Source organism: Curtobacterium sp. RM9, from assembly GCF_054956955.1.
Map to the genome: position 1 here is coordinate 1,104,643 of NZ_CM143271.1, position 24,168 is coordinate 1,128,810.

The 24,168-nt window shown below is 72.1% G+C and carries 21 protein-coding genes; 11 read left to right on the forward strand and 10 right to left on the reverse strand.

What is annotated here, in order from left to right; genetic code table 11:
* Positions 1-6: 6 nt before the first annotated feature.
* Both ACY3FI_RS05235 and ACY3FI_RS05240 read right to left on the reverse strand, forming a co-directional pair.
* Positions 7-1,413, reverse strand: a complete 1,407-nt coding sequence (locus ACY3FI_RS05235; RefSeq protein WP_462549717.1) for an ABC transporter permease — start codon at positions 1,411-1,413, stop codon at positions 7-9.
* Positions 1,414-1,707: 294 nt separating this feature from the next.
* Positions 1,708-3,396 carry a cation:proton antiporter gene (locus ACY3FI_RS05240; RefSeq protein ID WP_462549719.1) on the reverse strand — a complete coding sequence of 563 codons (1,689 nt, stop codon included), beginning with the start codon at positions 3,394-3,396 and terminating at the stop codon, positions 1,708-1,710.
* Positions 3,397-3,512: 116 nt separating this feature from the next.
* On the opposite strand from ACY3FI_RS05240, the gene ACY3FI_RS05245 reads away from it, so the two are divergent.
* From ACY3FI_RS05245 to ACY3FI_RS05255, 3 genes are all read left to right on the forward strand, one after another.
* Positions 3,513-4,769 (forward strand): inorganic phosphate transporter, encoded by a 1,257-nt coding sequence (locus tag ACY3FI_RS05245; protein ID WP_462549720.1) that lies wholly within the window; start codon positions 3,513-3,515, stop codon positions 4,767-4,769.
* Positions 4,769-5,065, forward strand: a complete 297-nt coding sequence (locus ACY3FI_RS05250; RefSeq protein ID WP_462549722.1) for a hypothetical protein — start codon at positions 4,769-4,771, stop codon at positions 5,063-5,065. Before ACY3FI_RS05245 ends, ACY3FI_RS05250 begins: the two co-directional genes overlap by 1 nt.
* Positions 5,066-5,233: 168 nt before the next feature.
* A complete protein-coding gene (locus ACY3FI_RS05255; RefSeq protein ID WP_462549724.1) occupies positions 5,234-6,718 on the forward strand; it encodes an aspartate ammonia-lyase in 1,485 nt (494 codons plus the stop codon).
* Between the two features lie 52 nt (positions 6,719-6,770).
* Here ACY3FI_RS05255 and ACY3FI_RS05260 read toward each other — a convergent pair whose 3' ends face one another.
* Both ACY3FI_RS05260 and ACY3FI_RS05265 read right to left on the reverse strand, forming a co-directional pair.
* A complete protein-coding gene (locus ACY3FI_RS05260; RefSeq protein ID WP_462549726.1) occupies positions 6,771-7,895 on the reverse strand; it encodes a YihY/virulence factor BrkB family protein in 1,125 nt (374 codons plus the stop codon).
* Between the two features lie 192 nt (positions 7,896-8,087).
* On the reverse strand, positions 8,088-9,404 hold the full coding sequence (locus tag ACY3FI_RS05265) for an MFS transporter (protein WP_462549728.1): 1,317 nt from the start codon (positions 9,402-9,404) through the stop codon (positions 8,088-8,090).
* 103 nt (positions 9,405-9,507) lie between these two features.
* Between ACY3FI_RS05265 and ACY3FI_RS05270 the strand changes: the two genes are divergently transcribed.
* The 3 genes from ACY3FI_RS05270 to ACY3FI_RS05280 all read left to right on the forward strand — a co-directional run bounded on the left by ACY3FI_RS05270 (position 9,508) and on the right by ACY3FI_RS05280 (position 13,076).
* Entirely contained in the window at positions 9,508-9,879 is a 372-nt protein-coding gene (locus tag ACY3FI_RS05270) for an FKBP-type peptidyl-prolyl cis-trans isomerase (protein WP_069711463.1), read from the forward strand.
* A complete protein-coding gene (locus tag ACY3FI_RS05275; protein WP_462549730.1) occupies positions 9,879-10,715 on the forward strand; it encodes an aldo/keto reductase in 837 nt (278 codons plus the stop codon). The genes ACY3FI_RS05270 and ACY3FI_RS05275 overlap by 1 nt, the downstream gene beginning before the upstream one ends.
* Before the next feature lie 117 nt (positions 10,716-10,832).
* Entirely contained in the window at positions 10,833-13,076 is a 2,244-nt protein-coding gene (locus tag ACY3FI_RS05280; protein ID WP_462549732.1) for a HelD family protein, read from the forward strand.
* Positions 13,077-13,195: 119 nt separating this feature from the next.
* On the opposite strand, the gene ACY3FI_RS05285 is transcribed toward ACY3FI_RS05280, so the two are convergent.
* Genes ACY3FI_RS05285 through ACY3FI_RS05295 form a run of 3 tightly spaced genes read right to left on the reverse strand, consistent with a single transcriptional unit; the run spans position 13,196 to position 15,633 of the window.
* Entirely contained in the window at positions 13,196-13,468 is a 273-nt protein-coding gene (locus tag ACY3FI_RS05285) for a protealysin inhibitor emfourin (RefSeq protein WP_462549734.1), read from the reverse strand.
* Positions 13,469-13,496: 28 nt separating this feature from the next.
* The gene (locus ACY3FI_RS05290) at positions 13,497-14,546 is read right to left on the reverse strand and encodes a M4 family metallopeptidase (protein WP_462549735.1); all 1,050 of its coding nucleotides are present in this window, start codon (positions 14,544-14,546) and stop codon (positions 13,497-13,499) included.
* Between the two features lie 40 nt (positions 14,547-14,586).
* On the reverse strand, positions 14,587-15,633 hold the full coding sequence (locus ACY3FI_RS05295; RefSeq protein ID WP_462549737.1) for a glycoside hydrolase family 6 protein: 1,047 nt from the start codon (positions 15,631-15,633) through the stop codon (positions 14,587-14,589).
* 76 nt (positions 15,634-15,709) lie between these two features.
* Here ACY3FI_RS05295 and ACY3FI_RS05300 point away from each other — a divergent pair, with 76 nt between their 5' ends.
* From ACY3FI_RS05300 to ACY3FI_RS05310, 3 genes are all read left to right on the forward strand, one after another.
* A complete protein-coding gene (locus tag ACY3FI_RS05300; RefSeq protein ID WP_462549738.1) occupies positions 15,710-16,156 on the forward strand; it encodes a VanZ family protein in 447 nt (148 codons plus the stop codon).
* 100 nt (positions 16,157-16,256) lie between these two features.
* On the forward strand, positions 16,257-16,526 hold the full coding sequence (gene rpsO / locus ACY3FI_RS05305; protein ID WP_070416523.1) for a 30S ribosomal protein S15: 270 nt from the start codon (positions 16,257-16,259) through the stop codon (positions 16,524-16,526).
* A gap of 169 nt (positions 16,527-16,695) precedes the next feature.
* The gene (locus ACY3FI_RS05310; protein WP_462549739.1) at positions 16,696-17,322 is read left to right on the forward strand and encodes a CE1759 family FMN reductase; all 627 of its coding nucleotides are present in this window, start codon (positions 16,696-16,698) and stop codon (positions 17,320-17,322) included.
* 129 nt (positions 17,323-17,451) lie between these two features.
* On the opposite strand, the gene ACY3FI_RS05315 is transcribed toward ACY3FI_RS05310, so the two are convergent.
* Positions 17,452-18,645: a coiled-coil domain-containing protein gene (locus ACY3FI_RS05315; RefSeq protein ID WP_462549741.1), complete on the reverse strand. Its 1,194-nt coding sequence runs from the start codon at positions 18,643-18,645 to the stop codon at positions 17,452-17,454.
* A 278-nt stretch (positions 18,646-18,923) separates the two neighbouring features.
* Here ACY3FI_RS05315 and ACY3FI_RS05320 point away from each other — a divergent pair, with 278 nt between their 5' ends.
* The gene (locus ACY3FI_RS05320; protein ID WP_462549742.1) at positions 18,924-21,197 is read left to right on the forward strand and encodes a polyribonucleotide nucleotidyltransferase; all 2,274 of its coding nucleotides are present in this window, start codon (positions 18,924-18,926) and stop codon (positions 21,195-21,197) included.
* A 67-nt stretch (positions 21,198-21,264) separates the two neighbouring features.
* On the opposite strand, the gene ACY3FI_RS05325 is transcribed toward ACY3FI_RS05320, so the two are convergent.
* On the reverse strand, positions 21,265-21,792 hold the full coding sequence (locus tag ACY3FI_RS05325; protein WP_462549743.1) for a YbhB/YbcL family Raf kinase inhibitor-like protein: 528 nt from the start codon (positions 21,790-21,792) through the stop codon (positions 21,265-21,267).
* Between the two features lie 144 nt (positions 21,793-21,936).
* Positions 21,937-22,584 carry a TetR/AcrR family transcriptional regulator gene (locus ACY3FI_RS05330; protein WP_462549744.1) on the reverse strand — a complete coding sequence of 216 codons (648 nt, stop codon included), beginning with the start codon at positions 22,582-22,584 and terminating at the stop codon, positions 21,937-21,939.
* A gap of 246 nt (positions 22,585-22,830) precedes the next feature.
* Here ACY3FI_RS05330 and ACY3FI_RS05335 point away from each other — a divergent pair, with 246 nt between their 5' ends.
* A complete protein-coding gene (locus ACY3FI_RS05335) occupies positions 22,831-24,165 on the forward strand; it encodes a M16 family metallopeptidase (protein WP_462549746.1) in 1,335 nt (444 codons plus the stop codon).
* Positions 24,166-24,168: the final 3 nt, after the last annotated feature.

Sequence of the window (24,168 nt, forward strand, 5' to 3'; positions counted from 1 at the left end):
GGCGACTCAGCGGTCCGCGTGCCGACCGTGCGGGCGCTCGGCGGGGCCGGCGGACGTCCCGGGGCCCGGCCTGCCGGAGCCGACCGACGCCCTGGTGCCGTCCGCCCGCGGGACGGGACGGGTGCGCGGTCCGGTGGGTGCGCCTCCAGGCCGACCGGGACCGGACCGGTCCTGCTGCCGTACCACGGGGATGCGGCCGGTCGTGGTGTCGGTCTCGAGGCCGTCGCGACCGCCGGTGAAGACGTCGCCGCCAGCGCGGTCGTCCTCCCAGTCCTCGTCGCGCAGGACGCTCAGCGTGCCGGTCTCCGTCGAGGTCAGTCCGTGCCGCTCGAGCTCGGCGTCGCGCTCCTTGCCGAGGAACTCGCGGTTCGCGGTCTGGGCGTCCTGGAACATCGTCGTCCGCCCGGTGAGGATCGCGCGGATGCGCCGGCGCTCCCACCACTGCTTGCCGAAGACCATCAGCACGAGGCCGGCGGCGGCGTAGCAGGCCATCGTGACGAGGCCGCGCGCCAGGCCCGGGCCGACGCCGTAGACCTCGTGCTTGATCATGTCGACCATGCTCGACCCGACGACCACGTGGTTGAGCCAGGCGAACGGCTCGGGCATGAACCACTTCGGGTAGGCGCCGCCGGACGACGGCATGGACAGGAAGACGAAGCAGATCATCGCGGGCGCGGCGATGAAGCGGCCGACGAAGTAGCTCAGGCCGTTGACCGCGAGACCGATCGCCACGATCCAGCCCCAGGCGATGAGGACGAGCTCGATCCAGTGCCCGCGGATCGCGCCGAGCACGGGGCCCGCGAGGGTGTTGGTGATGAGGGAGATCACCAGGCCGCCGACGACGATGACCGTCATGCGGGTCCGGTGCCGCAGGGGGCCGCCCATGATGCCGATGAACATCGCGACCATGTAGCCGCCGATGCACCAGGCGAGCATGACGTACATGGCGACGGTGCCGTACTCGTCCCAGGCGGGCAGGGGAGCGAGCTCGGTGACGGTCGGGGCCGCGACACCCACGGCGACCAGGACGCTGCTCAGGGTCGCGGGCACGAGCGAGGCCACCTGGAACTGGTGCGCGCTGGCCTTGAACACCTCGTTCTGCGCCGGGTCGTACGCGACGGCCACCGTGCCGGCGAGGACGTCCCGCTTGGCCTGCGCGAGGGAGTCGTAGAGGTGGAAGACGTACTCACCGGGCAGCGCCTTGTCCACCGCGGCGACGAGCGTCGGGTCGCTGCCGACCAGGGCGACGGGGACGTCGTGCGGGTGCGGGGCGTGGAAGGCGAAGACGTAGCAGAGGCAGAAGCCGACGATGAAGAACAGCGGCATCCAGAGCTGCAGGCCGATCAGCTGCAGCGACGGGTGCAGCGTGCCGTACCAGCGGCGGTAGCGGCTGATCCGCTGCGGTTCCGGCACGGGGGCCTGGCGGACGCGGGGGACTCGGCTGCCGGCGACGGGTGCGCCGCGTCGGGGCTTCGACCCACCACGGGTCGAGGGGCGCGTCTGGCGCGCCTTCGGGGCGGGTGGCTGTCGCGGCGCTCCGTCTCGATCCGGGAGGTCGTTGTTCCTGGGGACGTCGTTCCGCGGCGTGCTCACTCGGCGCTGTGCTCCTGTTCTCGTAGGAGCGTCAGGATACGCCCGGGTTCCGGACGGCGGCCGGGTGCCCGCGGCGGTGCCCGCCGGCACGGTGCGCGCGCCGGTCCCCGTGCGCTACGACCTGCTGCGGGACGCCTGTGCGGAGTCCATCGCCAGCTCCTCGGCGTCGAGCGTCACGAGCACGCGGCGCATGACCTCCTCGTCGAGGTTGCCCTTCTCGCGCTCCTCGAGCACGATCTCCCGCCGCCGGTCGAGCAACTCGCGCCGGATGTCCTGGATCTGCGCACCGCGCAGACGCATCGGGGCGTTGCGCTCCTCGTCCTCCTCTTCCTCGGCGTCGCGGCGGAAGGTCTCGGCCTGTCGTTCGAGTCGTGCCTTCAGCCGGTTCAGCACCGAGTCGACGGCCTCGACGCCGTACTGCCGACCCCAGTCCGGCCGACGACGTTCGAGCAGGGCGATCGCCGCCTCGGTGGTCCGCTGGTTGAGGCGCATCTCGCTGCGGACGTCCTCCTCGCCCTCGGCCGGGTCCTGCACCTTGAGCGCCCGGATCACGAAGGGGAGCGTGAGGCCCTGCAGCAGGAGCGTGCCGACCGTGACGACGAACGCGATGATGAAGATGGTGTCCTGCGCCTTGATGTCCACCGGGTCCGCGACGACGGCGACGGCGGCGGCCAGGGTCACCACGCCGCGCATGCCGGTCCACGAGATGACCGTGAGTTCGCGCCAGTTCAGCTTCGGCTCGGCCGAGCCGCGGAGCCACCGGAGTGACGGATGCCCGCGGGACAGCCGGATCCGCAGCGGCCGGAGCCAGCGGCCGTTGATCCGGTTGCGCACGTACGACTCGAACACGAAGAGGGGGCGGACGAGGATCACGACGACGAGCACCACCGCGGCGGCGGTCAGTGTCTGTCCGAGGCTGCGCTTGCTGTCGATGAGGTCCTCCACCACGGTGCTGAGCTGGAGGCCGATGAGCGCGAAGACGAACCCCTCGAGGATCACGTCGATGCTCGTCCACAGGGGGCGCTCCTGCAGGCGGGTGGCGTAGCCCTCCTTCGGTGAGTTGTAGCCGATGTAGAGCCCGGCGGTGACGACCGCGATGACGCCGGAGCCGGACAGGTGCTCCGCGAGGACGTAGGCGACGAACGGGAGCAGGATGCTCATGATCGTCTCGACGACCGGGTCGTTCAGGCGCATCCGGATCCAGTGCACCGCGACGCCGAGCACGATGCCGACCACGAAGCCGACCCCGATCGCGAGCCCGAAGATCCCGAGGTCCTGCCAGACGGTCAGCGACGTGCCCGCGGCGATGAGGGTGAAGACGCGGACCAGGGTGAGCGACGCGGCGTCGTTGATGAGGCTCTCGCCGGAGAGCACCGTCATCACGCGCCGGGGGAGGCCGAGCTTCCGACCGATGGCGGCAGCGGACACGGCGTCCGGCGGGGCGACCACGGCGCCGAGCAGGATCGCGGCGGGCCAGTCCATGTCCGGGATGAGGATGTACGCCGCGAGGCCGACCGCGAGCGCGGTGACGATCACGAGGAAGATCCCGAGTCGTCGGATCTGCTTGATGGACTGCCGGAAGCTCTGCCACGACACGTCGAGCGCCGCCGAGTAGAGCAGCGGCGGCAGGATCAGCGTGAGGACGACCTCGGAGTCGATCTCGATCGGCGGCAGCCCGGGCACGAACGACACCGCCAGGGCCACGGCCGTGACGAGCAGCGGGGCGGGGAGCCCCTTCGCCCGCGCGAAGCCGGTCACCGCGAGCGATCCGATCAGCAGGATGAGGAGCTCGACGGTGTCCATGGCACCCATTCTCCCATCGGCATGGTTCCGTTGCTGAACGATCGCGCAGGAGAGATGAACGCGACATGAACGGCAGGGTTTGCCAGCAGGCCGGTTCGCTGGGACACTTGCCCGCGGTGGACATCACACTCATAGTCGTCCTGGTCATCGCGTTGGCCCTCTTCTTCGACTTCACAAACGGTTTTCACGACACCGCCAACGCGATGGCGACCCCGATCGCAACCGGTGCGATGAAGCCCAAGGTGGCCGTCACGGTCGCCGCGGTGCTCAACCTCGTCGGTGCGTTCCTCAGCACCGCGGTCGCGACGTCGATCTCGCACGGGCTGATCAACGAGGGGCCGGGCGGCGTGGCGATCACGCCCGAGATGATCTTCGCCGGGCTCATCGGCGCGGTCGTGTGGAACATGATCACGTGGCTGCGCGGCCTGCCGTCGTCGTCCTCGCACGCGCTGTTCGGCGGGCTGATCGGCGCGGCGATCGTCGGGGCGGGCTTCCAGTCCGTGAACTACGCGGCGCTGCTGACGGTCGTCATCATCCCGGCCTTCCTGTCCCCGGTCATCGCGGCGCTCGTGTCGTTCCTGTCGACGCGCATCGCGTACCGGATCACGCGGCGCCCGGTGTTCCCGAACGAGCGCGGTGGCTTCCGCTTCGGCCAGATCTTCACCAGCTCGATGGTGTCGCTCGCGCACGGCACGAACGACGCGCAGAAGACGATGGGCGTCATCACGCTGACCCTGATCGCGGCCGGTGCCCAGTCGACGAACGACGGCGTGCAGTTCTGGGTCATCGTGGCGTGTGCCCTCGCGATCGCCCTCGGCACGTACACCGGCGGCTGGCGGATCATCCGCACGCTCGGCTCCGGCATCACCGAGATCCGCGCGACGCAGGGCTTCGCCGCCGAGGCGTCCACCGCTGCGACGATCCTGGCGTCGAGCCACCTCGGGTTCGCACTGTCCACCACGCAGGTGTCGTCCGGGTCGATCATCGGCGCCGGTCTCGGTCGGCGCGGCTCGAAGATCCAGTGGTCGACCGCGGGCAAGATCGTCATCGCCTGGTTCATCACGCTCCCCGCTGCCGCCGCGGTCGGCGCGATCGCCTCGGGCATCGCCCGGTTCGGTGTCGTCGGACTTGTGATCGACGCCGTGATCGGCGCCGCGGTGATCCTCGGGCTCTACCTCTGGTCGCTCCGCAAGCCGCACGAGCAGGCATCCGCGATCGAGGTGGACGTCGCCGCGAACGCGGTCTTCACCCGGAAGGAGCTGCGGGACATGCAGCGCAAGAAGCGAGCAGACGCCGTCGCCGCCCGTCGCGCCGAGCTGAGCCGGGAGCGCACGCTCCGTCGCATGGCCGGCCGTAAGGGAGGTCGTCGCTGATGGACATCGACTGGCTGGCGTTCGTCACCGTGGCACTGGTCTCCGTCGTGAGCGCGTGCTTCGTGGTCACCGTCTACTCCATCGGCCTCCGCTTCTGGAGTGCCGCCGACACCCGCGCCGGCAAGTACAGCGTGAAGGACGACGGCACCGTCGGCCCGGCCACGGCCGGGTTCCCGCTGCCCGGGAGCACGCCGCCGGGCGTCCGCCTGTACCGCTCGCTCGCGGTCGCCTGCTTCGCCGTTTCCGGCGCCGCGGTGCTGTACGGCATCTACCTGATCGTCCCGCAGTTCCACTGACGGACTCGACCGCCTGAGGACTGGAGGCGCGGTGCCGGCTGGCACCGCGCCTCCCGTCCGTCCCGGTGCGTCTCCACGGCCGTGCGCCGCCCGACGGACCGGTCCCGACGGCGGCGACGCGCCAACCGGTCCCGAGCCCGGACCGGCCGGACGGGATAGCCTCGGGGCGTGACCGGCAACGAAGCAGCACGCACCCGTACCGAGACCGACTCCCTGGGCGAACGGGAGGTGCCGGTCGACGCGTACTGGGGGATCAACACCCTGCGGGCCCTCGAGAACTTCCCGATCACCTCGGTGCCGATCGCGGTCTACCCGGACCTCATCGAGGCGCTCGCGACCGTGAAGCAGGCCGCCGCCCGGGCGAACAAGGCGATCGGCGTGCTCGACGCGGAGCGGGCGGACGCGATCGACGCCGCGGCGCAGGAGGTCCGCGACGGACGCCTGCGCGACCAGTTCGTCGTCGACGTCGTGCAGGGCGGCGCGGGCACGAGCACGAACATGAACACGAACGAGGTGCTCGCGAACCGGGCCCTCGAACTGCTCGGCCGCGAGAAGGGCGACCACGGGTACCTGCACCCGATCGACCACGTCAACCGCAGCCAGTCCACGAACGACACGTACCCGACGAGCATCAAGCTCGCGATGATCCTCGGCGTTCGGCGGCTCACCGTGGAGCTCGAACTGCTCTCCGACGCCTTCGCCGAGCGAGGTCGGGCGTTCGCCGACGTGCTCAAGGTCGGGCGCACGCAGCTGCAGGACGCCGTGCCGATGACGCTCGGGCAGGAGTTCACCGGCTTCGCCCACACCATCCAGGAGGACGTGGCCCTGCTCCGCACGGTCATGCCGCTGCTCGCCGAGACGAACCTCGGCGCGACGGCGATCGGCACCGGCATCACCGCCGACCCGCAGTACCGCGACGAGGTCCGGCGGCAGCTGCAGCTCGCGACCGGGCTCGACATCGTCACCGCGCCGGACCTCATCGAGGCCACGAGCGACGCCGGCGCGTTCATGACCCTGTCCGGCACCGTGAAGCGCAGCGCCGCGAAGCTCTCGAAGATCTGCAACGACCTGCGGCTGCTCGCCTCCGGACCGCAAGCGGGCCTCGGCGAGATCACCCTGCCGGCACGGCAAGCGGGATCGTCGATCATGCCCGGCAAGGTGAACCCGGTCATCCCCGAGGTCGTCAACCAGATCGCGTTCGCCGTCGCCGGCGCGGACACCACCGTCACGATGGCGGCCGAGGGCGGGCAGCTCCAGCTCAACGCCTTCGAACCGATCATCGCGCACTCGATCCTGCAGTCCCTGCAGTGGATGGCCCGGGGGTGTGCCACGCTCCGGGAGCACTGCGTCGTGGGCATCGAGGCGAACGAGGCGCGGCTCGCGGCCCAGGTGGACACGAACGTCGGCGTCGTGACGGCCCTGACGCCCTACATCGGGTACGCGGCGGCGGCGTCGATCGCGCACACGGCGCTGACGACCTCGACGCCGATCGCGACGCTCGTGATCGCGGCCGGACTGATGGACGAGGACCAGGTGCAGCGGGTCCTGTCGCCGGCGCGGTTGTCGGGGATCGAGCTCGCGACGGGGGCGATCCCGGTGATCACCGAGGAGATGCTCGACGCCGAGGCGGCCCGCGTGGCGCGGGAGCGCTGACGCGGCGGGTGGCAGGGCCGCACTCGTGCCGATCGACACGCGGCGTCGTGCGCTACGGCATCGGGCGCTCGCCGACGCGCACCTGGCGCGCGAGCGCACGGAGGTGCTCCGCCGTCGTGTCCGGCCCGGCCACACCGCCCGGCTCGGCGGCGCCGTCCGGCCCGGCCGACGACTCCTCCTCGGCGAGCTGCGCCGACAGCGTCCTGACCCGGTGTGCTGCCTGGATGTCGGCGTCCCGCCAGCGGGCCAGCGTGAAGTTCCGCGTGACGTCCCGCAGCGGGAGCCGGATCGACTCGTCGGCCTCGATGCCCGCGAGCAGCTGCCGCATCCGGATCACCTCGGAGTCGAGCTCGCCGCCGACGACGAGCACGAAGTTCGAGATGTACAGGTACACGAGCAGCAGGATCCCGCCGCCGAGCCACCCGTACGCGCGGTTGCTCCCGCCGAGGGTCTCGACGTAGACGGTGAAGCCGACCGTCGCGAGCGCCCACGTCACGATCGCGAACCCGGCGCCCGCCGACACCCAGCGCAGCTGCGGCGTCTTCACGTTCGGCGTCGCGTAGTACAGCACCGCGACCATCACGACGAGGTCCGCGGCGAGGACCGGCCACTTCGCCACGTTCCACAGGTCGTCGGTCCACGGCGCCCACCCGAGCTGCCGGATCACCGCAGCCGAGATCGTGGGGGTGCCGAGCAGGATGACGATCGCGATCGCGCCGCCGACCATGACGAGCAGCGTGACGAGGAGCATCATGCTGCGGAACTTCCAGATGCGGCGCCCCTCCTCGACCTCGTACGCGGTGTTCATCGCCCGGCCGAACGCGGTGGCGTAGCCGGACAGCGACCACATGGTCAGGACGACACCGATCGTGAACCCGAGCCACGGGTTGTCGAGCGTGAGCAGCTGCCGGAGCGGTCCTTCGAGGTGCTGCGCGGTCTCCGGCCGCACGATGAAGCCGAGCACCTCCACGACGTCGGAGACGCTGTCGCCCTGCCGGTCGATCACGGACAGCGCCGACACGACGGTGAGCGTCGTCGGGAACACCGTCAGGAGCGCGAAGAACGTCAGCGACGCGGCCGCGTCGACGACGCGGTGCCGGATCACGGAGTGGTAGGTGCGCCGGACCACGGCGCGGACTCCCGTCCGCTGGAGGTCGCGCGATGCGCTGTCCGGCATGTGTCGTACGGTACCCGACCGCTCGCCGGACGGGAGGCGCGGGGCCCGGCTGCCACGCGCCTCCCGTCCGTCCGTGGTCACCGCCACCGCCCGACTGGGCCGACCTCTCGCGCTCAGCGACACCTCACGGACGCGCCGAGCCGTGAGCTGTCGCTCAGCGCGTGAGGTCGTGACCGGCGCGCACGCGCCCGCTCAGTTCGCGTGCGGGTGCAGCGCGTCGTACCGGCGGAAGGACGGCACGAGGCGGAGGAGCAGCGCGACGAGGCCGATGATGAGCACGCCGCCGATGACCGGCGGGTAGGCGATGCCGGCCGCGACGACGAGACCGGCGTACAGGTCCCCGAGCCGCGGACCGCCGGTGACGACGACGATGAAGATGCCCTGCAGCCGCCCGCGCATGCCGTCCGGCGACGCCGCCTGCAGGATCGTGTTGCGGAACACCGAGCTGACGTTGTCCGCACCGCCGGCCAGGGCGAGGAACAGCGCGGCGAGCCCGAGCGCCGGCAGGATCTCGACGCCGAACGCCTCGCCCGACCGCCCGCCGAGCGCGTGCGCCAGCGCGATGACGACGCCGAACGCCGCGATCGCCCCGCCGTACGCCGTGATCGCCCAGCCGACCGCCTCGCCCTGCCGCCGGACGTGCCCGAGGGGACCGGAGAACACGCTGGAGAGCAGCGCGCCGATGGCGTACGCGGCGGTCAGCGTGCCGACGGTGATCGACCCGCCGCCGATGACGAGCGCGCCGATCGCGGGGAAGAGCACGCGGGGCTGCCCGAAGGTCATCGCGACGATGTCGAGCACGAACGTCATGGTGATGTTGCGGGACCGCCGGAGGAACCGGGCGCCCTCGATCAGCGAGCCGAGTCCGGGGCGCAGTGCGTCGTGGTCGGCGGCCATCCGGGGGAGGGTGAAGACCCCGAGGAACGCGAACGTGAAGAGCACCACGTCGATCGTGTACGTCGGCGCGAAGCCCACGCTCGCGATGAGCACACCGGCGATCGCCGGGCCGACGGTGACCTGGAACCCGGACGCGATGCCGCCGAGGGCGCTCGCCGCGGGGAGCAGGTCGGTGCCGACCAGGCGCGGGACGATCGCCGACCGGGAGGCGTTGCTCACCGTCGCGGCCACGGCGTTCACCGTGGCGAGCACGTACAGCAGGGCGACGCTGTGCAGGCCGAGCCACGCGTGTGTCGCGATCAGGGCGACGGCGGCCCAGGCGATGATCGACGACACCAGGGCGACGAGCCGCCGGTCGAACGCGTCCGCGAGCATGCCGCCGTACAGGCCCGCGACGATCATCGGCACGAGGGCGATGACCCCGACGAGTGCGACGGCGAAGGTCGAGCGGGTGATCTCGTACACCTCGAGGCCGACCGCGACGGTGGTCATCTGCGTGCCGATGCCGGCGATCGCGGTGCCCGCCCAGAGCCGGGCGAACGCGGGGGAGCGGCGGAGCGGGGTGAGGTCGGCGAGCAGGCGGCGGCGCGGGGCGGTGTCAGGTCGTGTCACGGTGGAACCATTCTGCTGCCTGGCGCGCGGATCCCGTTCGCGGGCAGCGTGACGGGCGGCGTCCCGCGGATGACGGAGACGGCCACCTGGTTGACTGGCCGACATGACTGACCTCAACAGCAAGCCCGAGTTCGACGCCCCCGAGGGCCCGGCCCCCACCGAGCTCGAGATCACCGACATCGTCGAGGGCTCCGGTGACGAAGCCACCGCCGGGTCGACGGTCAAGGTGCACTACGCCGGCGTCGAGTACGAGACCGGCGACGAGTTCGACAGCTCCTGGAACCGCGGCGAGCCGATCGACTTCCCGCTCGCTGCGCTCGTGCGCGGCTGGCAGGAGGGCATCCCCGGCATGAAGGTCGGCGGCCGCCGCAAGCTCGTCGTCCCGCCGGAGCTCGCCTACGGCCCGGCCGGGGGCGGTCACTTCCTGTCCGGCAAGACCCTCATCTTCATCATCGACCTGCTCGGGGTCCGCTGATGCAGGTCGGCGCCCCGACCATCGAGCTGAACGACGGACACCGCTTCCCGGAGCTCGGCCTCGGCACCTACGGGCTGAACGGCGACGAGGGAGCCGCAGCCGTCGGTTCGGCGATCTCGAGTGGCTACCGGCTGCTCGACACCGCGCTGAACTACGGCAACGAGGACGCCGTCGGGAAGGCCGTGCGCGAGTCGTCGGTCGCCCGCGAGGACCTCGTCGTCACGTCGAAGCTCCCGGGGCGCCACCACGGCTACGACGAGGCACACCGGTCGATCGACGAGACCCTCGGCAACCTGGGCCTCGACCACGTCGACCTGTACCTCATCCACTGGCCGAACCCGTCGGTGGACAGGTTCGTCGACACCTGGAAGGCGTTCGTCGACCTCCGCGACAGCGGCAAGGTCCGCTCGATCGGCGTCTCGAACTTCACGCCGGAGCACCTCCGCCGCATCGTCGACGCGACCGGTGTCGCCCCGGCCGTGAACCAGGTCGAGCTGCACCCGTACTTCCCGCAGGCTGACCTCCGGGCGGTGCACCGCGAGCTCGGCATCGTGACCGAGAGCTGGAGCCCGCTGGCGAAGCGGTCGGAGCTGCTCACCGAGCAGCCGATCGTCGACGCGGCGGCGGCGCACGGTGTCACGCCGAGCCAGGTCGTGCTGCGCTGGCACGTCCAGCTCGGGGCGGTCCCCGTTCCGAAGTCCGGCGACCCGGACCGACAGCGCGAGAACCTCGACGTCTTCGGGTTCGAGCTCACCGAGGACGAGGTCGCCGCGATCTCCGGCCTCGAGCGCGGGCGCCTTTGGGACGGCGACCCGGACACGCACGAGGAGATGTAGGACCGCTCCCCGGACGGACGGGAGGCGCGTGGCTGGGATCGCCGCGCGCCTCCCGTCGTTCTCGGTGTCGGTCCGGCGGGACTACACTGGACACCCCTCTTTCCCGAAGGGTTGTGTGTGTCCGAACCGACCGAGATCGACCGTGAGCGCAGCTACGTCGACGGGCTCTTCGCCCGGCTCGACGAGCTGACCGCCGAGGCCGAGCAGCGACTCGCCGAGGTCCGCCGTCAGGCGGTCGGCGGGAACCACCAGAGCCGCAGCGAGCGCGACGCCTACGCCCGGCTCTACGAGGACACCATCGCGACGCTCGACCGTGTCGGCGACCGGCTGGTGTTCGGCCGCCTCGAGGTCTCCGAGCCCGACGACGCGGAGGACACGTTCCGCTACATCGGTCGTGTCGGCCTGCGCGACCACGAGCACCGACCGCTCCTGCTCGACTGGCGCGTCCCCGGGGCGAGCGCGTTCTACCAGGCGACGGCGGCGCACCCGATGGGGATGCGCGCCCGCCGGCACCTGACGCTCGACGGCCGGAGCGTCGTCGGGGTCGAGGACGAGGTCTTCGACGCCACGCTCTACGACGACGAGCGCACGCACCTGCAGGGCGAGGGCGCGCTGCTCGCGGCGGTCACCGCGGAGCGCACCGGCCGGATGACCGACATCGTCGCCACGATCCAGGGCGAGCAGGACCGGATCATCCGCTCGCCGCTCGAGGGCGTGCTCATCGTGCAGGGCGGCCCCGGCACGGGCAAGACCGCCGTGGCGCTGCACCGCGCCGCGTACCTGCTCTACTCCTACCGCGAGCGGCTCCGGGGCTCCGGCGTGCTCATGGTCGGGCCGTCGTCGGCGTTCCTGACCTACATCGAGCAGGTGCTGCCCTCGCTCGGCGAGACCGGCGTGGTGATGGCCTCGCTCGGGTCGCTCTACCCCGGCGTGCACGCCACTGCCCACGACACCCGCGACGTCGCCGCCGTGAAGGGCTCGGCCGAGATGGCCGCGCTGCTCCGTCGCGCCGTGCGGTCGCGGCAGGTGCCGCCGACCGCCCCCGTGACCCTCGACGTCGAGGGCGAGCGCCTGACCGTCCCGCCGCAGCTCGTCGCCGACGCGATGAAGCGCGCGCAGGACCGCGGCAAGCCGCACAACGCCGCCCGGGTCACCTTCAACAAGATCGCCCTCGACGCGATGACGCGACTGCTCGCCGACCAGCTCCGGGAGCGCGGCACGACCGTCGACGAGGCCGACGAGAAGGTCCTGCGCGAGGACATCCGCTCGTCGTACGACGCCCGCGTCCTGCTGAACACCGCGTGGCTGCCGCTGCCGCCCGAGAAGTTCCTCGAGGACCTCTACGCCCGTCCCGGCTGGCTCGAGACCCTGACCCCGCACTGGACCCCGCAGCGTCGGGCGCTCCTGCAGCGCGCCCGTGGTGCCGGCTTCACGGTCGAGGACGTCCCGCTCCTCGACGAGGCCGCCGAGCTCCTCGGTCCGTTCGACCCGACCGGTGGTGCGGCGAAGCGTGCCGCGAAGGCGAGCCGGAACCGCGACATCGAGAACGCCCGCCAGGCGATCGAGAACATGGGCGTCGAGGGCATCGTCACCGCGGAGCAGGTCGCCGGGTCCTTCGCCGAGGGCGGCGACCCCCGCACCACGGCCGAGCGCGCCGCCGAGGACCGCGAGTGGACCTACGGCCACATCGTGGTCGACGAGGCGCAGGAACTGTCGCCGATGCAGTGGCGCGTGCTCGCCCGCCGGAACCCGCTGCGCTCCTTCACGATCGTGGGGGACATGGCGCAGGGCTCCTCACCGGGGGCCGCGCGCACCTGGGACGACGTCGTCGGTGCGCTCGCCCGTCGTCGCCGTGGCCGCGCCCCGCAGGTGCCGATCGAGCACCGCGTCGAGGAACTCACCGTCAACTACCGGACACCGCGATCGATCGTCGACGCCGCCGGGGCCTTCGCCGACGCCGCCGGCCTGCAGGTCACGCCGACCCGCGCGGTCCGCGACGGCGACCCGGTGGAGCGCCGCAGCGTGCCGCGCGCGGCCGTGCTCGACGCCGTCGCGGCGGTCGTCCGCGACGAGCGTGAGCGGATCGGCAGCGGCACCATCGGCGTCATCGTGCCGGAGGCCGACGTCGACGCCGTGCGGCGGCACCTCGCGGGCACCGAGGCCGACGTCCGGTCGCTCGGTTCGCCCCGTCCCGGATCCGTCACGGTGCTCACCGGCGCGGACGCGAAGGGCCTCGAGTTCGACGGCGTGCTGCTCGTCGACCCGGAGCGGGTGGGCGCCGACGCGGCGCGGGCCGCCGCGGCGGTGTACGTCGCGATGACGCGCCCGACGCGTCGACTGACGGTCCTCGACGTCACCTGACCCGGCGCCGTTCTGGAGGCGCGGGGCGGGCCCTCCCCGCGCCTCCAGACCGCTTTCGCGGAGGAGAACGGACCCGACGACTGCCCCGTACCCGCGTGCCGGCGGCTGCGCGACGCCCGTCAGGCGCGCGAGCCCTCGTCGCGGGCCCGCGCGACGAGCGCGGCCCACGGTCCGTCCAGTCGGCTGCCGGCGATCCGCACCGTGCGCTGCTCGACGCTCACGGTCCACTCGAAGTCGTCGCGGGCGGCGTCGGCGGGCACGTCCGGGTCGTCCGCCGGCAGCGCGCGCACCAGCTCCGACCACGCGGCGGGGTCCGGACACGCGTCGGTGTCCACCCGCCAGGTGCGGGTCGTGCCGGCGATGCCCCCGGTGCGGCGGACGTCGATGTGCATGCCCCGACCGTACGCCGCCAGGAGCGGCTCAGGGGAGCACGCCCACCGTCCGCCAGGCGGCGTGCACCGCGTCCTGCTCGGTGGAGCCGGAGCCGAAACGGGCCCCCGCGCGGTCGACCGTCACGGTGGCGAAGCCCGCGAAGTCGATCGTCGTGCCGACGGCGTCCGAGGTCAGTGCGTCCCACCACACGGCACCGGCGCCCTCCCATGCCCGGCCGCCGATCGCGGTCGCGGCGAGCTGGAAGGCGTGGTTGGGGATGCCCGAGTTCGTGTGCACCCCGCCGGCGTCGTCCTCGGTCTTGACGTACCCGGCCATCGTCGCGGGCTGCGGGTCCCTGCCGAGCACCGGGTCGTCGTACGCGGTGCCCGGCGCCCGCATCGACCGGAGAGCCACGCCGTGCACGGCGTCGGTGAAGAGGCCCTCGCCGATGAGCCAGCTCGCCTGGTCGGCGGTCTGCCCCGCGGCGTACTGCGCCACGAGCGAGCCGAACACGTCGCTGATCGACTCGTTGAGCGCTCCGGACTGCCCCTGGTACGCCAGGTCCGCCGTGTACTGCGTCACGCCGTGGGCGAGCTCGTGCCCGATGACGTCGAGCGCGATCGTGAAACGCCGGAAGACCTCGCCGTCCCCGTCGCCGAAGACCATCCGCGAGCCGTCCCAGTAAGCGTTGTCGTAGTCCTGCCCGTAGTGGACCGTGGCGTCGAGCGGGAGGCCGGCGCCGTCGATGGACACCCGTCCGAAGACGTCGAGCCAGAACGCGTGCGTCGCGCCGAGGCCCGCGTACGCCTCGTCGGTCGCGGCGTCGTCGGTCGCGGGGTCGCCCTCACGGCGGACGACGGCCCCGGGCAGCGTCGTCGAGCCGTGCGCGTCGGCGATCGTGCGCTGCGGCGAGCGGTCGAGGGTGGTGATCCCACGGCGTGCCGGCTGCGGGGCCTCCTTCGGTGCGCGCACGGTGTCGAGCGACGCGAGGGCGGTGCGTGCTGCGGAGGCGGCGCGGGGGAACCGGTCCGCGTCGGCGACGGCGCGGAGCAGGTACGGCGGGACGACGGAACGGAGGCGGTCGGTCGCGGGGGTCATGCGGTCATGCAACCACCGGGGACCGACAGCGCGACCGGCCTCAGTCGCGCTTGCGGTTCTCGACCAGCGCGAGCGCGTAGGACTCCCACCACTGCCCGGCGGCCGGCCCGCCGTTGCAGGTGCCGTCGCTCAAGCCGGGCGTCTTCACCCAGAGCAGTGCGTCGAGCCGCGTCGACCCCCGCGTGACGTGCGGCGCCTGCCCGAGCCCCGCGCCCGCCGGGTTGCACCACGTGCCGCGCCACCCCTGCCCGTTCCGGGACACGTCGATCACGAAGTGCGGGTCCCCGCCGATGCGGTCGGCGAGCTCGTCGGCGTACGCGCGCTCCTGGTCCACCCGGTAGAAGTTCGACACGTTCGTGAAGAAGCCCTGCACCCGGTCCACCCCCGCCTGCCGGAGCCACGACGCCATCCGCTCGACCGGCACCCGGTTCTCGTTGCCGCCGTCGAGGTAGACCGTCAGCCCGTGGCCGCTGAGCTCGCCGACGGCCTTCCGCAGCAGCGGCAGGCGGTCCCGTTCCAGCCGCTTGCAGACCTCGATCTGGGCGATGGCATCGGGTTCGACGAGCACGACGGCGTGCGAGCCGGCCATCGCCCGGACGGCCGCGCGGACCCAGGGGAGGTAGGCGTCCGCCGCGGTGCCGCCCTTCGAGTAGCTGCCGCAGTCGCGGTCGGGCACGTTGTAGAGCACGAACACCGGGGTCTGGTGCTGCCGCTCGGCGTTCCGCACGACGTCGCGGACCGTGGCCTGCGTCTCCGGGATCGAGGTGTTCGTCAACCACGTGGCGATCGGCTGGTCGGCGATGACCGCGATCTTCCGGGCGGTGGCGTCGTCGCCGGTGGCGCGTGCCTCGGTCTCGCGGCGACGCGCCTGGTTCTCGTCGGACGGCTGTCGTGCGAGGCCGCCGGGGAAGGCCTCGGCGGCGGACTTCCGCTCGACCACGTGGCGACCGTCGGGCGTGGACCCGTGGGGGAGCACGACGACGAGGGCGGTGACGAGCGCCGCGACGACGACCGCCGCGACGCCGAGCGACAGCCACTGGCGGCGCGTCGACGTGCGACGTGCGGGCGTCCCCTCGTGGTCCGACATGGCTCCATGCTGGCAGGTGCCGGGCCGCTCGCACAGTCCGGCGTGTTCTTCCAGGGTCGTGCACGAGACTGCCCGGATGTTCCGGAAGCTCCTCCTCCTCGCCCTGACCGCGGCGTACGCCTGGGTGATCTGGCGGATGACCCTCACCCCGCAGGTGTTCACGCACGCGCAGAACTCGCTGGTCCTGCACGCGATCGCGTGGGTGCAGCAGCTCCCGCACGGGGCGTGGTTCACCTACGAGCGCACCGAGTTCCTCGCGAACATCGCGATGTTCGTCCCGGTCGGGATGCTCGCCGCGCTCTGGCTGCCCCGCCGGTGGTGGTTGCTCGGTGCGGTGGTCGCCGTCGGGCTGTCCGTCGGCATCGAGGCGGCCCAGGCCGCGTTCCTGCCGTACCGCGTTGCCGACCCCCGCGACGTGCTGTCGAACGGCCTCGGCGGCCTGCTCGGCGCGACGCTCGTCGGGTTCTTCCGGAGCCTCCTGCCGGCTCCGCGGCGCCGTCGGCTGCGCGCCCGCACCGTCTGAACTCTGGTAGTCTATCCAGGTTGCCGTCGAACGGCCGCGGACAAAGAGCGCTCGTGCATCAGGTACGGGCACCGCGCAACGGACAGAGAGGGGATCATCCATGGCACTTGACGCGAAGGTCAAGCAGGAGATCATCGAAGAGTACGCGACCCACCCGGGCGACACCGGATCCCCCGAGGTCCAGGTCGCCGTTCTGACGCGTCGTATCAACGACCTGAACGAGCACCTCAAGGAGCACAAGCACGACCACCACTCGCGTCGTGGTCTGCTGCTCATGGTCGGTCAGCGTCGCCGTCTCCTCGGTTACCTCTCCGACGTCGACATCGCCCGCTACCGTGCGCTCATCGAGCGTCTCGGCCTGCGCCGCTAGTCGTCTCGCAGACACTGCTCGGCCGAACGCCCCGCGTCTTCTCCGGAAGACGCGGGGCGTTCTCCGTTCCCGGGGCAGAGTCGTCAGGCCGGAGTCATCGGGAATGCTCGCGTCCCGCGTCGGGTTCGGTACCATGTTCATGCAAACGCATCGAAAGTCGGGACCCACCATGACCACCATCGCCGTCGTCTCCGCCGGACTCTCCGAGCCCAGCTCCACCCGCCTGCTCGCCGACCGGCTCGGTGACGCCACCGTCGCAGCCCTCGCCGAGCCGGACGCCTCCGGCCTGCCGGGAGGCGCGGCACACGTCGTGCACGTCGAGCTCCGTCCGCTGGCGCACGAGATCACCGACGCGATGCTCACCGGGTTCGCGGCGCCCGCCCTCGCGGCCGCGGAGGCCGCCGTGGTCGAGGCCGACGCCGTCGTCTTCGTCACCCCGATCTTCACCGCCGGGGTGAGCGGTCTGGCGAAGTCCTTCCTCGACGTCCTCGACAAGGACTCTCTCGCGGACATGCCCGTGCTCCTCGGGGCCACCGGCGGGACGTCGCGCCACTCCCTCGCCATCGACCACGCCCTCCGTCCGGTGTTCGCCTACCTCCGCGCGGCGGTCGTGCCGACCGGCGTGTTCGCGGCGACCGACGACTGGGGGACCGAGGCGGCCCTGGACGGACGCATCCGCCGGGCCGGCGCCGACCTCGCCTGGGCGGTGCGCGCCTCCCGACGGGCTCCGCAGCAGGCGGATGCCCTGCCGGAGACCCCCGACTTCGCGTCGCTCCTCGGCGGCCTCGGCCACTGACGCCGGGAGCGCCGGCGCCAGGCCGGGCCACGCGGACCGGCGCTCGGCCGGGCTACCCGCCCGGCGCCCGACCGGTCCGGCCGCCCGGGGCGGCGTCGGGCCGCACCGCCCGTCCGGCAGGCGGCCCGCTCAGTACCAGTGCGGGTTCTCGCTCATCTCGTGGTTCCAGGCCGCGCAGGGCGAGCCGTACGCGTCGTGGATGTAGGCGAGCCCCCAGTCGACCTGGGTCGCCGCGTTCGTGCGCCAGTCGGCACCGGCGACCGACATCTTCCTCGCCGGCAGTGACTGCGGGATGCCGTACGCGCCGCTCGAGACGTTGAGCGCGTCCGCGCGCCAACCGGACTCCTGCGTCCACAGCGACACCAGGCACGAGAACTGGTCCGAGCCCCAGCCGTAGGCGCCGATCGCGCCCCGCGCGTACGCCTGTGCGCCCGCAGGGTCGACCACCACACCCGCCGTGCTCGGGTACGACGTGCCGGAGCCGGCAGACGCGACGCTGTCCGACCGTGCGGCGGCGGCCGCGGCCTCCGCGTCGGCGGCGGCCTTCGCCGCGCGGGCCTGCGCGGCCGCCTGTGCCGCGACGGCCTGCCCGACCGCGTAGCGCCGCTCGGTGTCCGCCGTGGTGTCCTTGAGCGACGCGAGCTGTGCGTACAGCTCGTCGCTGTGCTGCTGGGTGTCCGCGACGGCCCGCTGGGCGGTGTCCGACGCTGCCGTGGCCGCGTCCGACTTCTGCTCGGCGGCGGTCGCGAGTGCGGCGCGTTCGTCCTCGGCACGCGTCGCCTGCTCGTGCAGCGAGCCCGCCGTCCGGGCCGCGACCGAGGCGTCGTCGAGCACGTCCGTCCACGTCCCGGTGAGCTGGTCGAGCGCGCCGAGCTGGTAGAGCAGGTCGTCGGGGTCCTGGGTCGTCGCGATCCGCGTCGTCATGGCGTTCTCGCTGCCGTCGCGGTACAGGCTCGCGGCGAGCTGGCCGGCCCGCGCCTGGGCGCGGTCCGCGGTGCGCCGGGCGTCGTCCGCCTGGGCCTGGAGGCGCGTGGCGGCCTGGGCGGCCGCCGCCAGGTCGGCTTCGGCGGCGTCGGCGGCCGCGGTCGCGTCGAGCGCGGTCTGCGACTTGGCCGCGGCGTCGGCCTGGGCCGCGTGCAGCGCGTCCTGCACGGTGCCGATCTCGGCGCGCTTCGACTGCTCGTTCCCCTCCGCGCGCTGGACGTCCTGCCACGACGGGTAGGTGGTCGCGCTCGCCGGGGCCGCGGTGAGGACGGGGGCGACGAGCGCGCCGACGACCAGGGCCGTCGCGGCGAGCACGCCCCGGGTGGGGGTCAGGCGCATGGCGGCAGGTTACCGAGCGGACACGCCCGTTCGCGGAGAGCAACGCCGCCGACTGCCTGTCAACTGGTAAAGTCCATCGCGTCCGGGGACCGTTTCTCCGGGCGTCACACCAACACTGCAGGCCGGGCACGGAGCTGGTCATCGGTGGTGGCTCGCGGGCCGGACGGTTTCCCGAGTGCTTCTACTGCTGGCCAGACATGCGTCCCGATCACCTCGGCGCGCACGCACCACCGGGTGCCGTCGCCCCAGCCTGCCGAACACATCAAGGAGGCACCCTTTTGGAGGGTCCCGAGATCAAGTTCGCCGAAGCCGTCATCGACAACGGCAAGTTCGGCAAGCGCGTCGTCCGGTTCGAGACCGGCCGCCTCGCACAGCAGGCCCAGGGCGCGGTCGCCGCGTACCTCGACGAGGAGACCATGCTCCTCTCGGCCACCAGCGCCGGCAAGCACCCGCGCGAGGGCTTCGACTTCTTCCCCCTGACGGTCGACGTCGAGGAGCGCTCGTACGCCGCCGGCAAGATCCCCGGCTCGTTCTTCCGTCGTGAAGGCCGTCCGAGCACCGAGGCGATCCTCGTCTGCCGCCTCATCGACCGGCCGCTGCGTCCGTCGTTCGTCGACGGTCTCCGCAACGAGGTCCAGATCGTCATCACCGTCCTGAGCATCGCTCCGGACGAGTTCTACGACGCGCTGGCGATCAACGCCGCGTCCGCGTCGACGCAGATCTCCGGTCTGCCGTTCTCCGGTCCGATCGCCGGTGTGCGCCTCGCGCTCATCGGTGACCAGTGGGTCGCGTTCCCGAAGGCCTCGCAGCTCGAGGAGGCCGTGTTCGACCTCACCGTCGCCGGCCGTGTCGTCACCGACGACCAGGGCAACGAGGACGTCGCGATCATGATGGTCGAGGCCGAGGCGACCGAGCACGCCTGGGGTCTCATCCAGGGCGGCGCCACCAAGCCCGACGAGGCGATCGTCGCGCAGGGCCTCGAGGCGGCGAAGCCGTTCCTCAAGCTCCTCGTCGAGGCGCAGGCGAAGATGGCCGCCCAGTCGGCCAAGGAGATCCAGGACTACCCGGTCTTCCCGCCCTACGCCCCCGAGGTCTACGACGTCGTCGAGGCGATCGCCCTCGACGAGCTCAAGGACGTCTACCAGATCGCCGGCAAGCTCGAGCGTCAGGACAAGGACGACGCCCTGAAGGCCCGCGTCAAGGAGGCCGTCGCGGCCAAGGTCGAGGCCGGGGAGCTCCCCGAGTCCGCCAACGGCCAGGTGAGCGGCGCCTACAAGTCGGTGACGAAGAAGGTCGTCCGCGGCCGCATCCTCACCGAGCAGGTCCGCATGGACGGTCGCGGCCTCGCCGACATCCGTCCGCTCGACGCCGAGGTCGCCGTGATCCCGCGCGTCCACGGTTCGGCGATCTTCCAGCGCGGCGAGACGCAGATCCTCGGCGTCACCACGCTGAACATGCTCAAGATGGAGCAGCAGATCGACTCGCTGTCGCCCGTCACGAAGAAGCGCTACCTGCACCACTACAACTTCCCGCCGTACTCGACGGGTGAGACCGGTCGTGTCGGTTCGCCGAAGCGTCGCGAGATCGGGCACGGCTTCCTCGCCGAGCGCGCCCTCGTGCCGGTGCTGCCGTCGCGCGAGGAGTTCCCCTACGCGATCCGTCAGGTGTCCGAGGCCCTCGGCTCCAACGGCTCGACGTCGATGGGCTCCGTGTGCGCCTCGACCCTGTCGCTCCTCAACGCCGGTGTGCCGCTGCGCGCCCCGGTCGCGGGCATCGCGATGGGCCTCGTCTCCGACACCGTCGACGGCCAGACCCGCTACGCGGCGCTGACCGACATCCTCGGTGCCGAGGACGCCCTCGGCGACATGGACTTCAAGGTCGCCGGTACGTCGGAGTTCGTCACGGCGATCCAGCTCGACACGAAGCTCGACGGCATCCCGTCGTCGGTCCTCGACGCCGCCCTCAAGCAGGCCAAGGAAGCGCGCTCCGCGATCCTCGGCGTGCTGACCGAGGCGATCGACGCTCCCGACGAGATGGCCGACACCGCGCCGCGCGTCATCTCGGTGCAGATCCCCGTCGACAAGATCGGCGAGCTGATCGGCCCGAAGGGCAAGACGATCAACGGCATCCAGGACGAGACCGGTGCCGACATCTCGATCGAGGACGACGGCACCGTCTACATCGGCGCCGTCGACGGTCCCTCGGCCGAGGCCGCCCGTGCGCAGGTCAACGCGATCGCGAACCCGACGAACCCGGAGATCGGGGACCAGTTCCTCGGCACGGTCGTCAAGATCGCGACCTTCGGTGCCTTCGTGTCGCTGCTCCCGGGCCGCGACGGTCTGCTCCACGTCTCCGAGGTCCGCAAGCTCGCCGGTGGCAAGCGTGTGGAGAACGTCGAGGACGTGCTCGGCGTCGGCCAGAAGGTCCTGGTCGAGGTCACCAAGGTGGACGACCGCGGCAAGCTGTCGCTCGCGCCGGTCATCGCCGACGAGGTGGACACCGAGGGCCGCGACGACCACGCGACCCACGCCGAGGCGCCCGCCGAGGGCTGATCCTCCCGGACACCCGAACGGCCGCCGCTCCTGCTGGAGCGGCGGCCGTTCGCCGTTGCACGGGGTGTCAGGACGCGGGGGTCTCCTGCGTGCCCGTCAGCTGCGCGCGCCCGAGCAGGTGCTCCCGGAGCACGAAGCCGACGACGGCCGGGGTGGCGTCCGCGGGAGCCTCGAGCACGGGGACGTCGAGGGCGCTCACCGTGAAGACGTACCGGTGCGGGCCGTGGCCGGCGGGCGGGGCGGCCCCGAGGAACGTGTCGGTGCCGAACTCGTTGCGACGGCGGAGTGCCTCGGCCGGCAACAGCGCGTCGTCGGTGCCGGCGCCCTGCGGGAGCGAGGTCGTCGAGGCGGGGATGTCGGTGAGGCTCCAGTGCCAGAAGCCGGAGCCGGTCGGGGCGTCGGGGTCGTACACGGTCAGGACGTAGCTCTGCGTCCCCTCGGGAGCGCCAGACCACTCGAGCGCGGGGGAGCGGTCCTCGCCGCCGGCGTCGGTGCCGCGAGCCCAGTCAGGCAGGGCGTCGCCGTCGGAGAAGTCCGGGCTGGTGAGGGTGAACGAGGGGACCTCGGGGAGGTTCCAGTTGGGGTCGTTGGCCATGTGTCCAGCCAACACCCGGGTCCTGGTCCGCAGGTGGGACGGACGCCAGGCGCGTGGCAGGCGCGCCGGTGTCGGGCGGCGATCTGTCGCGCTCGCGGAGCCGAAGCGCGCGGCACGCACGCCGTGCAGCGGCTGCGCCGGCGGTCAGCTCGCGATGACGCGCTCGACGACGCGGCCGAGCGCCGCAGTGGCGGCGATCGCGTCGCCCGCGTACGCACCGGCCATGACGCCGTCGCGCGCGAGCATCAGCTCGTCGGCGCCGTCGCCCGGCATCGGGTGCCCGGCGCGCTGCAGCAACTCGAACAGCTGGTCCGTGTACCAGTCGCGGTGCGCGGCGACGACCTGGCGGACCGGGTCGCGGGGATCGTGGTACTCGGCCGCCGCGTTGAGGAACGCGCAACCCCGGAAGTCCGGGCGTCCGACGTCGCTCGACAGCGCGGCGACCCATGCACGCACGGCCTCGACCGGGGTCGGTGCGTCGTCGACGAGCTGCCCGAAGGCCTGCTGCACGCGGCTGTCCTGCTCGCGGATGTACGCGAGGATCAGGTTGTCCTTCGACCCGTAGTGCTTGTAGAACGTCGCCTTCGTGACGCTCGCCTCGGAGATGAGGCGGTCGACACCGACGCTGTGGATGCCCTCCTCGTAGAAGAGCCGGCTCGCGGTGTCGAGGATACGGACCTTCGCGCCGCCGGAGCGGGGAGCCGGGGGGACGCTCGACCCGTCCGGCGACGCGAGGTTCGTGCTCGGGCCAGGGAGACGCTGGACGGTCGGTTGGGGGGAATCGACCGTCACAGCGTGGCTCCTTGGGCTCATCGGCTCGCGGCGGAGTGGGGGGACTCGTGCCGCGTAGGACTGATGTCCCGAGCCACCGGACCGGGATCTGGGGGGAGATCCGATCCGGTACGAGAAGCGTAGCACAGAGGAGGACAGACAGACGAGTCTTTCTATCCTCATTTTCTGTACCCCACTTCGAGTGACGGTCGAGAGCGCCGGGGAGTCTGGGTGGACGGCAGACGAACGTCAGTAGGCTCATGCCCGATGAACCACCCAGTGCCGTTGCCGCTCGAGGCCCCGGACACGTCGTTCCTGACGTCCGGAGGCGCCTTCGTCCGTCGATCCGTCCTGCCCTCGGGCGTGCGGGTCCTGACCGAGGCGGTGCCCGGGTCGAGCTCGACGAGCATCGGCTTCTGGGTCGGTGTCGGGTCCCGGGACGAGCGCGAGGGGCAGTACGGCTCCACGCACTTCCTCGAGCACCTGCTCTTCAAGGGCACGGGCACACGCTCGGCGCTCGACATCGCGATCTCGTTCGACTCGGTCGGCGGCGAGCACAACGCAGCCACGGCCAAGGAGTACACCTGCTACTACTCGCGGGTGCGGGACGCCGACGTCCCGATGGCCGTCGAGGTCATCGGCGACATGGTGACCGGCTCCGTCCTCGAGCCCGAGGCGTTCGACGTCGAGCGCGGCGTGATCCTCGAGGAACTCGCCATGGCCACCGACGACCCGGCCGACGTCGCCGGCGAGGCGTTCTTCGCCGCCGCGTTCGACGGGCACGCCCTCGGCCGACCGATCGGCGGTACGCCGGAGAGCATCCGCGCCGTCGGTCGCGACGAGGTCCTCGCCCACTACCGCGAGCACTACGCCGCGAACGGCATCGTCGTCACCGCTGCCGGTGCCGTCGACCACGACCGCTTCCGCGACCTCGTCGCCGCCGTGTTCCGCGACGCTCCGAAGGCCTCCCCGCTCGCCCGACGCACCCCGCTGCCGGCGGCCGACGCCGTCACGCCGAAGCTCTCGGTGGTGCACCGACCGACCGAGCAGGTCAGCATGCTCCGCGGCTCGCAGGGCCTCGACCTCCGCGACCCCCGTCGCCCCGTGCTCAGCGTCCTGAACGCGGTCCTCGGCGGCGGCATGAGCTCGCGGCTCTTCCAGGAGGTCCGCGAGCGCCGCGGCCTCGCCTACGCGGTGAGCTCCTTCGCCCCTGCCTACCTCGACAACGGCGCCTTCGGGGTCTACGCCGGCTGCGCCCCGGACAACGTCGCAGGGGTCATCGAGATCGTCGACGCCGAGTTCCGCCGGATGGTCGACGACGGCATCACCATCGACGAACTGCGACGCGCCAAGGGCCAGATCGAGGGCGCGCTGACGCTCTCGCTCGAGGACAGCGACGCCCGCATGACCCGGCTCGGGCGCTCCGAGCTCGGCACCGGCGAGTTCACCGACCTCGCGACCGCCCTCGAGCGCGTCGACCGCGTGACCACCGACGACGTCCTCGACCTGGCGCGTGACCTCCTGACCCGGCCCACGATCACCTCGGTCGTCGGCGCGGTGCAGCACGACGAGCTCGCGGCCGCGATCGGGATCGGCGGGTGAGCA

Coding starts and splice junctions, on each gene's coding strand:
- ACY3FI_RS05300 (WP_462549738.1), top strand. CDS start 15,710: ATGTTCCGGAAGCTCCTCCTCCTCGCCCTGACCGCGGCGTACGCCTGG.
- ACY3FI_RS05275 (WP_462549730.1), top strand. CDS start 9,879: ATGCAGGTCGGCGCCCCGACCATCGAGCTGAACGACGGACACCGCTTC.
- ACY3FI_RS05260 (WP_462549726.1), bottom strand. CDS start 7,895: ATGCCGGACAGCGCATCGCGCGACCTCCAGCGGACGGGAGTCCGCGCC.
- ACY3FI_RS05240 (WP_462549719.1), bottom strand. CDS start 3,396: ATGGACACCGTCGAGCTCCTCATCCTGCTGATCGGATCGCTCGCGGTG.
- ACY3FI_RS05315 (WP_462549741.1), bottom strand. CDS start 18,645: ATGCGCCTGACCCCCACCCGGGGCGTGCTCGCCGCGACGGCCCTGGTC.
- ACY3FI_RS05250 (WP_462549722.1), top strand. CDS start 4,769: ATGGACATCGACTGGCTGGCGTTCGTCACCGTGGCACTGGTCTCCGTC.
- ACY3FI_RS05295 (WP_462549737.1), bottom strand. CDS start 15,633: ATGTCGGACCACGAGGGGACGCCCGCACGTCGCACGTCGACGCGCCGC.
- ACY3FI_RS05270 (WP_069711463.1), top strand. CDS start 9,508: ATGACTGACCTCAACAGCAAGCCCGAGTTCGACGCCCCCGAGGGCCCG.
- ACY3FI_RS05310 (WP_462549739.1), top strand. CDS start 16,696: ATGACCACCATCGCCGTCGTCTCCGCCGGACTCTCCGAGCCCAGCTCC.
- ACY3FI_RS05285 (WP_462549734.1), bottom strand. CDS start 13,468: ATGCACATCGACGTCCGCCGCACCGGGGGCATCGCCGGCACGACCCGC.
- ACY3FI_RS05290 (WP_462549735.1), bottom strand. CDS start 14,546: ATGACCCCCGCGACCGACCGCCTCCGTTCCGTCGTCCCGCCGTACCTG.
- ACY3FI_RS05325 (WP_462549743.1), bottom strand. CDS start 21,792: ATGGCCAACGACCCCAACTGGAACCTCCCCGAGGTCCCCTCGTTCACC.
- ACY3FI_RS05335 (WP_462549746.1), top strand. CDS start 22,831: ATGAACCACCCAGTGCCGTTGCCGCTCGAGGCCCCGGACACGTCGTTC.
- rpsO (WP_070416523.1), top strand. CDS start 16,257: ATGGCACTTGACGCGAAGGTCAAGCAGGAGATCATCGAAGAGTACGCG.